This is a genomic window from Symbiobacterium terraclitae, assembly GCF_017874315.1.
Lineage (GTDB): Bacteria > Bacillota > Sulfobacillia > Symbiobacteriales > Symbiobacteriaceae > Symbiobacterium > Symbiobacterium terraclitae.
On sequence record NZ_JAGGLG010000014.1, the window covers coordinates 87,916 to 101,805 of the forward strand.

Here is a 13,890-nt window from a genome sequence, read left to right on the forward strand (position 1 = left end):
GGGCCCGCCACCGGAACGCCCGATCATGCCTGAAGCGCCGCCAGACTGCGGCGGTATGCGGCACTGCGTACCTCAAGGTACGTGATCAGTTCCTCCATGCCGTCAAGACACCGCAGGGAGAGGGGGCCCTCAACCTTGTGCCGCATGCCCTCGAGGGTGAGGTCCTCGGGATGGACGATCACCAGGCGGATGCCGCGGGCCGTGCAGATGCCCACCTTGATCAGGTCACGGGCCTGCTGTCGCCGGGCCTCCTCTGCGTCTGGGAACAACCGGGTCGGTCCATAGTGCTGCGGGCCGTTGAACTCGAAGGCCACGCTCGGCGGGTAGAAGCGGTCGAACTGCATTTCCTCGTTGGTGTACGGGTTGATGAGGAACCCCGGAGATGCATCGTCTTCGAACTCCTCGCAGTCCACGAGGAGGGTGAGCCACTCCCGCATCAGCGCCTCGCCCAGGTACGGCGCCCGCTGAAGGCGGCGGTCGGCGGCTGCGATCGCCCGTCGGATCCGCTCTACCTGGGGGTTGTGGAGGGTGAGCCTGAAACTGCCCTTAAGGCCGGGGCGGTGGACAGAGAGCCAGCCTTGTGCTTCAAGAATCGTGACCGCCCGTCGGAGCGTGTTGAGGCACAGGTCGGTGAACGACCTCAGCTCTGCCCACGTCGTGGTCACGGACCGCCCACTGAACCCAGGCAGATATTGAACGGCGGCGTAGAGGAGCTTCGCCTGTCCGGTGATGCTTCGGGCGCTCAGGAGGGCGATGGGGAGCGTCGCACACCCGGCCCGACTGACTGCGATCGGTTGCGGCCGCAGCAGGTCGTGATCCCGCAGGCGGCGTTGCGCATCGGACACTCCAGAACTCGACAGGCCTGTCAAGAGCCGCAGTTCCTTTGTGTCGTCCGTCAACTGACGGGCCGCCCAGACCAACTTGGATGCGGCGCTTAGCGAACGGTTCAGCAGGATCTCTCGTGGAACAAGGACTTCTTCTGGGGGACGACGTTTCCTTTGCATTTCTGATCCCTCCGCAGACCATTTCGTGGGCGAGAAGGAAACTCCTTCCAACCCATCGCCCGACGGCCTTCAGACCCGTAAGGTCGGCCACTCGCCGACTGAAGGGGTGTCGTGGCTCGGCCGGGGGTAGATCACGGCTTGATATAACCTGCCTGGGCAAGCGAGCCCAAGCCGCGCAGATCGGTTGAGCGGTGAAGGAGCAGTTGGCTCATCCTGGTGAGACGTGCGGTCCTGGCGCCGGGTCGTTCAGGGATGAAGTAGCAAGAATCTGCAGTGGGTGGCTCGACCGGATGCGGAAAAAGTGACACTTCAGGTGTGAAGGGTTGCGTGGCGATTCGCCCGGGGGCGACGAGGGCTCGAGGGGTGAGCCGCCGGGGAGCGGCGAGGGTCCGAGAGGTCGCGATGTTCACCTGTGAAGTAGCAAGAGTCTGCGGTGGGTGGCGCAGCGGGGTGCAGAAAAAGTGACATTTCGGCTGTGAAGGGTTGCGTGGTGAGCCGCCCTAGAGCGATGAGGGCTCGAGGGGTGAGCCGCCGGGGAGCGGCGAGAGCCCGAGAGGTCGCGATGTTCACCTGTGAAGTAGCAAGAATCTGCGGTGGGTGGCTCGACCGGATGCGGAAAAAGTGACACTTCAGGTGTGAAGGGTTGTGTGGCGATTCGCCCGGGGGAGATGAGGGCTCGAGGGGTGAGCCGCCGGGGAGCGGCGAGAGCCCGAGAGGTCCGGATGTTCAGCTGTGAAGTAGCAAGAATCTGCGGTGGGCGGCGTAGCGGGGTGCGGAATAAGTGACACTTCGGCTGTGAAGGGTTGCGTGGTGATTCGCCCTGGAGCGACGTGGGCCCCAGAGGTCGCGATGTTCAGCTGTGAAGTAGTAAGAATCTGCAGGGGGTGGCTCGGCCGGGTGCGGAAAAAGTGACACTTCAGGTATCGAGGGTTTCGTGGTCAGCCGTCTGGGGGTGACAAGGGCCCGACGCCGAACGGTGACGTCGTCAGTCTGCGGTCGGGGCCACGGGACGGGGCTGGCTCATTGGAGCCAAATACGGAGGCCACCGCGTGCCGTGCGGTGGCCTCCTGATCGTTCCCGGAAACCCAGCACATGTGCCCTCGGGCCCTCCGGGTCGCACCCCCGGGGAGACAGTCGGCACCACTGCGATCAACCCCGCTCAACCGACTGCGCCACGTCGGCGAAAACTCCTCCGGTTGCCCGGGGCAGATCCTCCACCCGCAGCCTGAGGAGCGCCTCGGGTACGCCGCCGCCAGCCCAGATGTCCGGGAAGCGCTGCAGGGTCTCGTCCAGCAGCACGGTGACGGGTCGCAGCAGCCCCACCGGCGCCACGCCCCCCGCCACGAACCCGGTCACCGCCAGGACCTCGTCCGGTCCGGCCAGGGTGACCTTTCCCCGGTCGAGCAGCGCCTTCACCTTCTGGCGGTCCACCCGTTGGTCCCCCGCCGCGACCACCAGCACGGGTTCGCCGCCGGCGAACAGCAGGATCGACTTGGCGATACGGCTGGGCTCCACCCCCAGCGCCTCGGCAGCAGCCGACACCGTCGTGAGATGGTCGGCGAAGAGGCGAATCTCACCCTCCACACCCGCCGCCTGAAGCGCCGCCCGAACCCGCACCAGCGGTTCTGGTTCCATCTGTGCCCCTGTGATCATCACTCACCCTCCGCTACGTACACAATCCGTTGGCCGGGATCGAGCGTTGGCACTCCGTGAAGGAGCTGGCCGACCGAACCCGCCACCCGCCCTCCACGCGATCCACAACCACCAAACATTCCTTGTTCTTCAGCGAGTCATCCTTTAATCCTTCATCGCGGACTCGCACCACCGCCACATCCCCCCGAACTCTCCGCGCAGCCACGCCACCCGGGACCGGTCGCAGTCGCCCTCACCGCTGTAGGCGGTCGCGCTCCTTCGGGGGTTGGCGCCACCGCAGTCGTCGTGCTCCGGTCAGGCGGGAGTAGCACGAAGGTTCATGTCCTTTGGGTCTCGCCTCGTCTTCGACCTTGACTTTCTTTGACATTAGCAGCAATATGAAAGAGAGAGGGGGGATGCGGCGATGCTCACCTTCCATACGGTTCTGCTCCTGATCGCCCTGTTCGGCCTGGCCGGTCTCGTCGGCTGGACGATGCTCGGCCCCCTGGGTGCGGCCGTGGTGATCGCGGTGTCGCTCCTGACCAGCACGGCTGCGTACCGGGGGCGTGCACGGGCCTCGCTGCGCCAGATGGGCGGCCGTCCGCTGCAGTGGTATGAGGCCCCCGACCTGTACGAGCTGGTTGCGGCCCTGGCCCACCGGGCCGGGCTGCCGACGCCGCGCCTCTACCTGCTGCCGGGCGAGATGGTCAACGCCGTCGCGGTGGCCACCGCCAGCAGCAGCGCCATCGGCGTGACGCGGCCTCTCCTGCGCCACATGCCCGCGGATGAGGTGGCGGCGGTGATCGCACACGAGCTCTCCCACATCCGCCACGGGGACCTGCCCCTCAACATGGTCGCCGCCGGCCTGGCTGGCGCAGCGGCGGTGCTGGCCGAGATGGGACGTTTCGGCGTGATCTTCGCCTGGCTGCTCGGGGCGCCGGTCGGCGTCGGCGAGCTGGCCCTTGCACTGCTGGTCGCCGGCGGGATTCCTGCCGTCGCCCTGGCCCTGCGGATGAGCATCTCCCGGGAGCGGGAGTACCTGGCCGACGCCGGCGCCGCGGCCCTGGTGGGATCAACGCAGCTCATGGCCCGGGCCCTCTGGCGGCTGGATCAGCTCAACCGGCCGACCTGGTGGCAGCGTCTGCTGGGCTACCCGTCACCGGTGGAGCCCACCGGACTGGCCGCACTGTTCAGCAGCCATCCGCCCACCCGGCAGCGCATCGCCCGGCTGCAGGCGATGCGCCCGCCCCGGCCGAACCTGACCTACGGTTTCCTCCACCTGTGACCCGAACCGCCCTGCCTGACCGCAGGGCGGTTTCCGCGCTTTGGACCTGCGGCCCGCCGGCTCACGGTGCGCCGCGGAAACGGCCAACGGAGAGCTGCGGACGGGTGCATGCGGCGGCCCCCACCAGGGGAGTTGGGCCGGCACGGCGAATCTGGAGGGCGGGAGGTTGTGAGGGATGCCATACTCGATGTACGGGCGGTTTCCCGTCTTCGGCGAACACGACCGGGAGACCCTGGCCCAGCTCCAGACGTGCGCCGAGGTGGGGGACGCGGTCGCGGCGGCCCTGATGGCCGACGGCCACAAGGGATACAGCCAGCCCATCGGCGGGGTGCTCTTCTACGACAAGTACATCTCACCCTCGGGCGTGGGCTACGACATCGCCTGCGGGAACAAGGCCGTGCGCACGAACCTGACCTACGGCGACATCCAGGCCGACAAGGGGCGCCTGGCCAGCGAGATCTTCCGCCAGGTCTCCTTCGGCATCGGGCGCAAGAACGCCGTGCGGGTTGATCATGAGCTGTTCGACGACCCCACCTGGAACGACGTGCACTATCTGCGCACGCTGAAGCCCCTGGCCCAGGACCAACTGGGTACGGTGGGCGCCGGCAACCACTACGTGGACCTCATGGCGGAGGTGCAGTCCGAGTGGAAACTGGGCGACCCGATCCCTGCCGGAGCGCCGGTCTGGGTCGCCGTTCACTTCGGCTCCCGCGGGTTCGGCCACCGCACGGCTTCGGGCTTCCTCAACCTGGCGGCCGGGCGGGACTGGGACGCGCGGGCACCGGGCGAGTCCATGGACCAGCCCCCGACCCTGATCCCCGCCTCCTCAGCGCTCGGCCAGGATTACATCGCCGCCATGCGGCTGGCCGGCCGGTATGCCTACGCCGGCCGGGACTACGTGGTGGAGCAGGTGCTGCGGATCCTCGGCGCCGAGGCGACCTTCACCGTGCACAACCACCACAACTACGCCTGGCTGGAGGAGCACGGCGGCGTGAAGGGCTGGGCGATCCGCAAGGGCGCCACGCCGCTCTTCCCGGGACAGCTGGGTTTCATCGGCGGGTCCATGGGCGACATCGCGGTGGTCGTGCGCGGCGTCGACGGGGAGGAGGCCCGGGCGGCCCTCTACAGCACCGTCCACGGAGCCGGCCGGGTGATGTCCCGCACGCAGGCCGCAGGCAAGTGGAAGCGGATGGGCGGCAGGCGGGTCCGGGTGGGAGGCGCCATCGACATGGAGTCCGTCCGCCGGCGGCTCGCCGCCGCGGGGGTCGAGCTGCGGGGCGCCGGCGCCGACGAGGCCCCCGACGTGTACCGCCCGCTCCGGCAGGTGCTGGCCTGCCACGCGCCCACGATGGAGGTGCTCCACGTCCTGGCTCCGGTCTGCGTGGTCATGGCCGATGCCGAGGAGTTCGACCCGTACAAGGACTGACCATAGCCGGCGCGCCCGCGCTCCGCCCGCCGCAGCAGCCCTGGGTGACGCCGGGGAGGGGGCCCTGGCGCCCAACCCTGCGGCAGGATAAGACCGAGCAGGCAAAGAAATCTGGCAATAGAGCAAGCGAACCCAGGACACGTGCAGCCCAACACCGCAAAGGGGGGACTCGGGCTGATGCGAATCGAAGCGGTGCCGACGCCCTCTGGCGCCGGCGTGACGATCCAGAACCGGTTGACGGGGCCTGAAGGTGGCAGCGACAAGCTGATGGTGATGTTGCCCGGCAACAACTACAGCTGCGACGCGCCGGCGCTCTTCTACCTCAGGCAGGCGGCCGTCGCGGCGGGTTGGGACGTGCTCTCCACCGCCTACGCCTTCCAGCAGACGGGCGGCGAGGTCGACGGCCCCGCGATCCTCGCCGACGTCCGGGCGGCGGTCGAGCGGGTGCTGCCGAACGGCTACCGGGAGATCTGCATCGCCGCGAAGTCCCTGGGGTCGGCAGTCGCCCTTCCGCTGGCCCGCACCCTGTCGGAGTACCCGGTGTCGCTCCTGATCCTGACCCCGGTGCCCCAGTTCCTCCAGGAGCCGGTCGGCGACCTGCGCACGCTGGTCGTCATCGGCACGGAGGACCCTGTCTACCAGATGCCGGAGTGCGCCGCCGCCCGGGAGCGGGCCGACGCCGAGTGGGTGGTCGTCCCCGACCTGGACCACGGGTTCAACGTGAAGGGCGACTGGGAGCGCTCGGTGGCGTCCCTGCCGCAGGTCATCGCCCCCTGCCTCCGGTTCCTCGCCGGGAGCTGACTTCGCACAAGGGAGGCTCGGTCCCATGGAGGTCCGACTCGACCCCCGTCTCCTGACGCTGGCGGCTGCTCTCACGGCGACCTCCACGCCGCCCGCTGCGCATACGCCACCGGATACCCTGACTGCTGCGGCGGGTCCTTCCGCCGCCCCACCGGCGGAGCTTGAGCACCGACTGGTTGCCGAGACCCGGCGCCGCCTGGCGGGCGCGGCTGACCATCCCGCCGTGCAGTGGCTCCGGGCGGAGTACGAGCAGCACGACCTGCTCGGACTGGCCATGCAGGCCGTCCAGCTGGGCCCGCCGCCGGCGTTCGACGACGCCTGCCCCGACGGCGTGCCGCCGTACGTCGAGACCTACTTCAACGACGTGGACCGGTCGGCCCTGGCCCGGGCGCTCCGGTCTGTCTGGCAGGACCTGCGCGTGGGGGAGTTGCTCGCCGACCAGGATGCCGAATGGCGGGCGGTGACTGCGACCGTGGAAGGCCTGCTGACGGACGCTCAGGTGGAACCGTTTCAGAGGCTCTTCTGGGGCCGCTTCCCGTACCGCCTCGTCGTCGTTCCCCTGTGGAACATGGCCGCCCGCGGGCTTCGGGGGGTGGGGGTGGCCAGCGTGCACGAGACGTACGCCGTCTGCCTGCCGCGCGGCGCCGCCCCGCCGGAACAGCGGGAGGTCCTGATCCTGGCGCAGCACGAGGCGAGCCATCCGGTCCTGGACGACATCCAGCGGCTCTACCCTGCCGTGCCCCGCGCCTGCGCCTTCGTCGAGACCGACTTCCCTCCGGCCGGCCGGTTCGCCCAGTTCTACGGCGACCCCACGTTCCGCTGGGTCGAGACGCTCATCCGTGCCTCCACCTGCTTCTACCTCGAGTACCTCGGTCGTCCGGACGACGCCGAGTCCTTCGCACAGTTGGAGGTGGAGTCCGGCGTCACCGCCATCCGCCCCTTTGTCTCGGCCCTGCGCCCGTGGTGGGAGGCGCGGCGCCGGGGCGAGGCTCCGGGGTTGGACCGGGTCCTGCCCCAGCTGCCGGCCTGGCTGCGGTCGGCCCTGGCGGAGTACACCAGCATGTAGCGGGCGCTTGCCGAGTTGGGCGGCCGGAGGGGCCCGGCTCAGCACCGGCGGCCGCGAGGCAGGCTCACGGATCCTGATGCCCTACCGCAGGACGTACTGGGCCAGCACCTGCTGGAGTTCGTAGATGTTCAGGCTCCGGTTGAACTGCTTCACGATCGGCTCGGCCGTTCCCGTGACCCAGAGCTTCAGCTCGGCGTCCAGGTCAAAGTGGCCCGCCGTCTCAATGGCGAAGTGCGTGATCGAGCGGTACGGGATGGAGTGGTACTCGATCTTCCGTCCCGTCAGCCCCTGCTTGTCGACCAGGATCAGCCGCCGGTTGGTGAACAGGAACATGTCGCGGATCAGGCGGTACGCCTTCTCGATGTTCTCGCCCGCTGCCAGGATGGTCCCGAACTCCTGCTGCGCCTCGGATGCGCTCACCTCGGATGCGTTGCCCATCAGGCCGTCCAACAGACCCATTGAGTTCCCTCCTTACAGTCACACGCCGCCTGGTCTGCACAGGCGGCGAGTCTTTTTGGCTCTCTTCAGATAAGACGCGCGCCGGCGCGGTCGAGTTCGGAGTGTCGGTGCCCTGCGCTGTGAATCCCCTGGGCGCCGTTTGGTGGGGAGGGCGCGGCGCATGGGTTCTGTTCGTGCTCGCTGTTGATGAGGCGGGGAGGGGTGTGCGGGCAGCGCATGGCTTCTGTTCGTGCTCACTGTTGATGACGTGGGGAGGGGTGTGCGGGCGGCGGCTGGGTTCTGTTCGTGCTCACTGTTGATGGGGCGGGGAGGGGGTGGTCGGGCGGCGCATGGGTTCTGTTCGTGCTCACTGTTGATGAGGCGGGGAGGGGGTGGTCGGGCGGCGCCCGGGTTCTGTTCGTGCTCGTTGTTGATGAGGCAGGGAGGAGGTAATCGGGCGGCGGCTGGGTTCTGTTCGTGCTCGTTGTTGATGAGGCGGGGAGGGGGTTCGCGGGCGGCGCATGGGTACTGTTCGTGCTGAATGTTGATGAGGCGGATCGGGGTGATCGGGCGGCGCATGGGTTCTGTTCGTGCTCAGTGTTGATGAGGCGGGGAGGGGGTTCGCGGGCGGCGCATGGGTTCTGTTCGTGCTCACTGTTGATGAGGCGGGGAGGGGGTGGTCGGGCGGCGCCCGGGTTCTGTTCGTGCCCGCTGTTGGTGAGGCGGGGAGGGGTTGATCGGGCGGCGCCCGGGTTCTGTTCGTGCTCGTTGTTGATGAGGCGGGGAGGCGGTGGTGGGGCGGCGCCCGGGTTCTATTCGTGCCCGCTGTTGATGAGGCGGGGAGGGGTGTGCGGGCGGCGCCCGGGTTCTGTTCGTGCTCGTTGTTGATGAGGCGGGGAGGGGGTTCGCGGGCGGCGCATGGGTACTGTTCGTGCTCGTTGTTGATGAGGCGGGGAGGGGGTTCGCGGGCGGCGCATGGGTACTGTTCGTGCTCACTGTTGATGAGGCGGGGAGGGGGTGAGCGGTCGGCGCATGGGTTCTGTTCGTGCTCAGTGTTGATGAGGCGGGGAGGGGGTGAGCGGTCGGCGCATGGGTTCTGTTCGTGCTCACTGTTGATGAGGTGGGGAGGGGTGCGCGGGCGCGGCGTGGGTCATGGCGCGCCTTCTGTTGCTGCAGCGTCGCAGCGGGTGGTGGACGTGTCCCTCGCTCCACCCGTCAACAGTGAACCAGAACAGATTCCAAGGCCTTGGCACGATGGGCGCTGGCCCGCCCGGTGACGACAGGCATGAACAGTTGAGCGCGCGGCGAGGTCGCCAGGAGGGCTGCTCCCTCCGGGTCATCAACAGTGAGCCAGAACAGACCCAGTGGTCCGGGAGCGGCGGGGGCTACCCTGCCGCCAGAATGGCAGGCACAAACTGTTCAGTCTGAGACGAGTTCGGTAGAGCGGGTTCTCCCCCGGGCTACCGGGACCGCTGCCCCCCAGGGCCATCAACAGTGAACCAGAACAGAACGCAATGTCCCGGATGGAAGTGGGAGTCCTTCCAGCGCCTGCGCCCTCCCTCGCCCGGCCGGCGCAGCGCCGCAACAGCAGAGGGGGCGGCCCTGAGGCCGCCCCCAGACCACCTATCGCAACGCCCGCACGGCGTCCCGGTACGCCGCCTGCAGCGCCCGGGCCACCGGTCCCACGGCGCCGCTGCCCACTGGCTTCCCGTCCACGGCCACGATCGGCATGACTTCCGACGTGGTGGAGGTGAGGAAGAGCTCCTGGCAGCGGTCCAGCGCACCGAGGGGGATTCCCTGCTCCCGCACGGTGTAGCCCAGTTCCCGTGCGTTGCGGATCACCCGCTGGCGGGCGATGCCGTTCAGGATGTAGTTGCAGGCGGGGTAGGTGACGATCTCGCCGTCCAGGACAGCGAAGAGGTTGCTGCTGCTGCCCTCGATGACGAACCCGTCCCGGACGAAGAGCGCCTCGTAAGCGCCGCGCTCCACCGCCTGCTGCTTGGCCAGGACGTTGGGCAGGAGCGACACGCTCTTGATGTCGCAGCGGGCCCAGCGCTGCTCGGGCACGGTGATGGCCGCCACGCCCTCCCGCCGGTGCTGTTCGCCTGCGGCGAGCGCCTCGGGTGAGAGCGGGTGGGTCAGCACCACGACAGTCGGCGCCGCCGTCCCGGTCGGGAAGGCGTGTGCCCGGGGGGCATGCACCCCGCGGGTGATCTGGAAGTACACGGTCCCCTCATCCAGCCCGTTGCGCCGGATGAGCTCGCGGGTCACCGCAGCCAGGTGCTCGCCGTCGGGCTCGGGCAGGCGCAGCTCTCCGGCGCTGCGGGAGAGCCGCGCCAGGTGCGGCTCCAGGTCGAACGGACGGCCGCCGTAAACCCGAACCACCTCGTAGATACCGTCCGCGAAGAGAAAGGCCCGATCTTCCACGGAGATCAGGGCCCTCTCATGCGGGACAAACTCGCCGTTAAGGTACACGGTTGACGACATCTGTGCGCCTCCCCACTCGTTATACGGCCTCGGTGCGCTCCCCGAAGATCCGCTCCAGGAGCCCCGGTTCGTACCGGCGGACCGTCACCCTGAGCCAGATCTGCCCGGCCTGGTCCAGGGGCGGAGCCCCCGGAAGATGAACATCAGCCCTGTGGTCCAGCAGGCGGATCTTCAGGTTGGGTAGGTCCTTCACCACCTGCACCTCGTCGCCGAAGACCGTCAGCACCACTTCCCGGGCCACAGCGTAGAGCAGTTCCGGCCCCGTGGTGACGGACAGCACCCGCTTCCGACCAGGCAGTACCCGTTCGTCGCTCGGTCCTGTACGGCGTATGAACGTCAGCCAGATTTCATGCTTGCCGGGCCGTACCTCCGGGAGGTCAATCCGACTTGCGATTGCCTTGGCTACGGTCCGGATCATCAGGTTGAGTTCGTTGTCCCCCATCTGACCACCCCCCACGCAGGATGGGGAAAAGCGCCGGATCCGGCGTTACCCACAGCGTCTTCTGGTTGTCGTAGATCACCATCCCGGGTCGTGCCCCTCCGGGTTTGCGCACATGCTTGCGGGCCGTGTAGTCCACGGGAACGCCCGACGACTGCCGGGCCTTCGAGTGGTAGGCCGCGAGCGCCGCCGCCTCATGGATCGAACGCTCCGGCACCTCCTTCCCCGGCGGCACCCGGAGGATCACATGGGAGCCGGGGATCTCCTTCGTGTGGAACCAGAGGTCCTGTGGAGCTGCCAGTTTGAGCGTCAGGTAGTCGTTCTGCCGGTTGTTGCGGCCGACCCAGATCTCGAGCCCGTCGGACGAGCGGAGCGTGATGGGCGGCTGCGCCCTCTGCTCCTTGCCCTCGCCTGCGGGACGGCGCCTGCCCGCCTCCGCCCCCCGCTCGGCGCGGCCTTTCAGGTAGCCTTCGGCGGTCAGCTCCCGCCGGATCTCCTCCAGGTCCGGCAGCGACTCCGCCTGCTCCAGCGCCACCTCCACCTGCTCCAGGTAGGCGAGTTCGGCGGCGCTCTTCGCCAGCTGCTCCTGGATCGCCGCCAGGCCGCTGCGGGCCTTCTGGTAGCGCCGGTAGTAGGCCTGGGCGTTCTCGGCGGGGCTGAGGGCCGGGTCCAGCGGAATTGCGATCTCGCCGCCATCCGGGTCGTAGTAGTTCTCCACCCGGACCTCCGTCATACCCTTGCTGATCTGCCACAGGTGGGCCGTGATCAGTTCGCCCTGAATGCGGTAGGTCTCTGCCGCCTCGGCCGTCGCCAGCGACTCCTGCTGGGCCCGGTGTTTCTTGCGCACCCGGGCGATCTCGTCGCGCACCAGCTTGGTCAGGCTGCCCCGCAGCGACCGGAAGTGCTCCTCTTCTGCCCGGCGGCCGAAGTAGGCGTCGAGGCAGGCGGAGACCGAGTCGAAGCCGGTCTCCACCGGACCGGGCCAGTGGCGGATGTCCAGCACGTGGAAGTCCTTCAGCCGCCCGTCGGTGGCGTAGAGCAGCCTGGGGCTGGTGAGCACCGTGCTGCCAGGTGCCGGGCCCTCCCAGCAGTTCGGGCGCATTCCAGCGAAGGCGACCAGCTCACGCACCGCCTCCGCCAGGGCGGCCGGGTCCACCGAGCGCAGCGGGGCTTCGGCCGGGGATCCGGTGCGGAACACCGCCTCCCGGGCCAGGAGCGGCCCGAGCCCGTCCACCCGGTTCAACAGCACCTGCCAGGCGGGCAGGTCCGGGTCCGGCGGGGGCAGGTCAGTGCCGGCCACGGTGCCCGGCGTCGGGGCGGTGCCTGTCAGGTCGGAGGCCGTCAGCGTCGCGGGGTCCAGCTTGCCGGTGGGAGGCGGGGGTACGTAGGGCAGGCCGGGGAGCAGCTCCCGGTAGCGGTTGACCTCCTCGGTGACGCGGCGGATGGCGTCCACGATGCGCCCCTGCGGGTTGATCAGCACGATGTTCGAGTGCTTGCCCATCACCTCGGTCACCAGCAGGTAGGTGACCGGGTTGCCCAGCTCGTCCGCGGCCCGGATGGCGATCCGGCAGATGCGGTCGCGCCCCGCCTGGGCGATTTCGGTGATGCGCCCGCCCTCCACGTACTTGCGCATCAGCATACAGAACATGGGCGGGGAGGGCGGATTGCGCTTCTCTATGCGGGTAAGGTGCAGCCGCGCGTGGCGGGGGTTCGCAGAGAGGAGAAGGCGGTAGTTCTCGCCGCCCGCGTGGCAGATCAGGGCGAGTTCGTCGGGTTCGGGTTGGTAGATCTTGCTGATCCGGCCGCCCAGCAGCCGCTGGTTCAGCTCGGCCACCACGGCGGCCATTACGGTGCTGTCAAAGGCCATGAAGTGGGCTCCTTCGTCGTCAGTCCTTCTACTTCAAGCATACCACTTCGGCCCAGTTCCTGCCATGGGATCGACCCCAGATCTGCCCGCGGGCAGAGCCCGAAATCTGCCCCTGGGCAGAGGCTGAATCCGGCGCAGCGGGGTAGACTGGGGACCAGCTACTAATATGTGGACCCAAAAGGGGCTGAACGAGATGGATCTGCCCTCGCTGCGCGTTGGCAACAAGGTGGCCCGACTCTGCATCGTTCAGGGCGGGATGTCGGTGCGGATCGCCCTGCACCGGCTCGCGGCCGCGGTGGCGAACTGCGGCGGCGTCGGCACCATCGGCGGCATGGGGATTCCGCCAGGCGAGCTGCGCCGGGAGATCCGGGCGGCCAGGGCGCTCACCGACGGCGTGGTGGGCGTGAATTTGATGTACGCCGGGTACATCTTCGACCGGCTCCTGGACGTCTGCATCGAGGAGCGGGTTGACTACGTGGCCATCGGCGCCGGGTTCGCCCGCGGCCCCTTCAAGAAGCTGCACGAGGCGGGCATTCCGGCCTTCTGCATCATCTCGTCTGTCAAGGCGGCCCGCATCGCCGCCCGCACCCCGGGCGTCACCGGCATCGTGGTGGAGAGCGGTCAGGCCGGGGGCCACCTGGGTCCGGACGACCCCGAGATCTCCACGTGGGAGCTTTTCCCGCCGGTGCGCGTCGCCCTGCGGGAGGCGGGCTTCACCGGCCCGATCATCGCCGCTGGCGGACTGCTGACCCGGCAGGACCTGCTGCGCGCCCTGGCGATGGGCGCCGACGGCGTGCAGATGGGCATCCGCTTCGCCATGACCGAGGAGTCCGCCGCCTCGCCCGAGATGAAGGCCCGGTGGGTAGCCGCCACCGGCTCGAAGGTGACCGACTGGAGCCCCACCGGCTACAAGAGCCGCTCCATCGTGCCCCACGTGCCCTTCGAGAACCTGCCCCGAACCCGGGAAAACGGCGGCACGTACAGCTGCACCAACTGCCTGAAGCACTGCCTCCACCGGGACGAGGGGCGCTCCCACTGCATCTGGAACGCCCTGGTCAACGCCCAGCAGGGGCGGGTGGAGAACGGCCTGATCTTCTGTGGCGGGCGCATCGGCGAGATCAACGACATCGTGCCGGTGGCCGAGGTGTTCCGCAGGCTTACCACCCCGACAGCGGACGAGGCCGCGGCGGACTAGACGCCGACGATGGACGAAGGCGCTGCGGACCAGGCGCAAACGGCGGACGAGGCGGCGGGATGAGGCCGCGACGGACTAGGCGCTGCAGCCGGGCGAGTTGCGGCAGGACATGGCAGGACATCCAAGTAGAAAAGGGACCGCTGGCGGTCCCTTTTCAGGCTGTAGACAAAATCCGGGAGACCCCTCGCGGGCGCCCGGATTTTGCGTTACAATGTAAGTGCAAGTATAAATTGCCGGCGGGTGAGTGCGG

General features: G+C 68.6%; 11 protein-coding genes. 5 read left to right on the plus strand and 6 right to left on the minus strand.

Going from position 1 to position 13,890, the window contains the following annotated elements; translation table 11 throughout:
- Positions 1–23: 23 nt before the first annotated feature.
- Both J2Z79_RS09790 and J2Z79_RS09795 read right to left on the minus strand, forming a co-directional pair.
- A complete protein-coding gene (locus J2Z79_RS09790; RefSeq protein ID WP_209466691.1) occupies positions 24–1,004 on the minus strand; it encodes an ArsR family transcriptional regulator in 981 nt (326 codons plus the stop codon).
- A gap of 1,149 nt (positions 1,005–2,153) precedes the next feature.
- Positions 2,154–2,657, minus strand: a complete 504-nt coding sequence (locus tag J2Z79_RS09795; protein WP_209466692.1) for a YbaK/EbsC family protein — start codon at positions 2,655–2,657, stop codon at positions 2,154–2,156.
- Positions 2,658–3,060: 403 nt separating this feature from the next.
- On the opposite strand from J2Z79_RS09795, the gene J2Z79_RS09800 reads away from it, so the two are divergent.
- From J2Z79_RS09800 to J2Z79_RS09815, 4 genes are all read left to right on the plus strand, one after another.
- Complete coding sequence (locus J2Z79_RS09800; protein ID WP_209466693.1) at positions 3,061–3,921, plus strand: M48 family metallopeptidase; 861 nt, start codon at positions 3,061–3,063, stop codon at positions 3,919–3,921.
- A gap of 175 nt (positions 3,922–4,096) precedes the next feature.
- Complete coding sequence (locus tag J2Z79_RS09805; RefSeq protein WP_209466694.1) at positions 4,097–5,347, plus strand: RtcB family protein; 1,251 nt, start codon at positions 4,097–4,099, stop codon at positions 5,345–5,347.
- Positions 5,348–5,524: 177 nt separating this feature from the next.
- Entirely contained in the window at positions 5,525–6,148 is a 624-nt protein-coding gene (locus tag J2Z79_RS09810; RefSeq protein WP_209466695.1) for an alpha/beta fold hydrolase, read from the plus strand.
- A gap of 25 nt (positions 6,149–6,173) precedes the next feature.
- Entirely contained in the window at positions 6,174–7,214 is a 1,041-nt protein-coding gene (locus J2Z79_RS09815; protein WP_209466696.1) for a hypothetical protein, read from the plus strand.
- A gap of 81 nt (positions 7,215–7,295) precedes the next feature.
- Here J2Z79_RS09815 and J2Z79_RS09820 read toward each other — a convergent pair whose 3' ends face one another.
- The 4 genes from J2Z79_RS09820 to J2Z79_RS09835 all read right to left on the minus strand — a co-directional run bounded on the left by J2Z79_RS09820 (position 7,296) and on the right by J2Z79_RS09835 (position 12,445).
- Positions 7,296–7,673, minus strand: coding sequence for a PH domain-containing protein (locus J2Z79_RS09820; RefSeq protein ID WP_209466697.1), 378 nt, complete (start codon positions 7,671–7,673; stop codon positions 7,296–7,298).
- A 1,602-nt stretch (positions 7,674–9,275) separates the two neighbouring features.
- Positions 9,276–10,139, minus strand: a complete 864-nt coding sequence (dat, locus tag J2Z79_RS09825; RefSeq protein WP_245302538.1) for a D-amino-acid transaminase — start codon at positions 10,137–10,139, stop codon at positions 9,276–9,278.
- Positions 10,140–10,158: 19 nt separating this feature from the next.
- The gene (locus tag J2Z79_RS09830; RefSeq protein ID WP_209466698.1) at positions 10,159–10,419 is read right to left on the minus strand and encodes a hypothetical protein; all 261 of its coding nucleotides are present in this window, start codon (positions 10,417–10,419) and stop codon (positions 10,159–10,161) included.
- A 97-nt stretch (positions 10,420–10,516) separates the two neighbouring features.
- Positions 10,517–12,445 carry an Rqc2 family fibronectin-binding protein gene (locus J2Z79_RS09835; RefSeq protein ID WP_209466699.1) on the minus strand — a complete coding sequence of 643 codons (1,929 nt, stop codon included), beginning with the start codon at positions 12,443–12,445 and terminating at the stop codon, positions 10,517–10,519.
- Between the two features lie 193 nt (positions 12,446–12,638).
- Here J2Z79_RS09835 and J2Z79_RS09840 point away from each other — a divergent pair, with 193 nt between their 5' ends.
- Positions 12,639–13,640 (plus strand): NAD(P)H-dependent flavin oxidoreductase, encoded by a 1,002-nt coding sequence (locus J2Z79_RS09840; protein ID WP_209466700.1) that lies wholly within the window; start codon positions 12,639–12,641, stop codon positions 13,638–13,640.
- Positions 13,641–13,890: the final 250 nt, after the last annotated feature.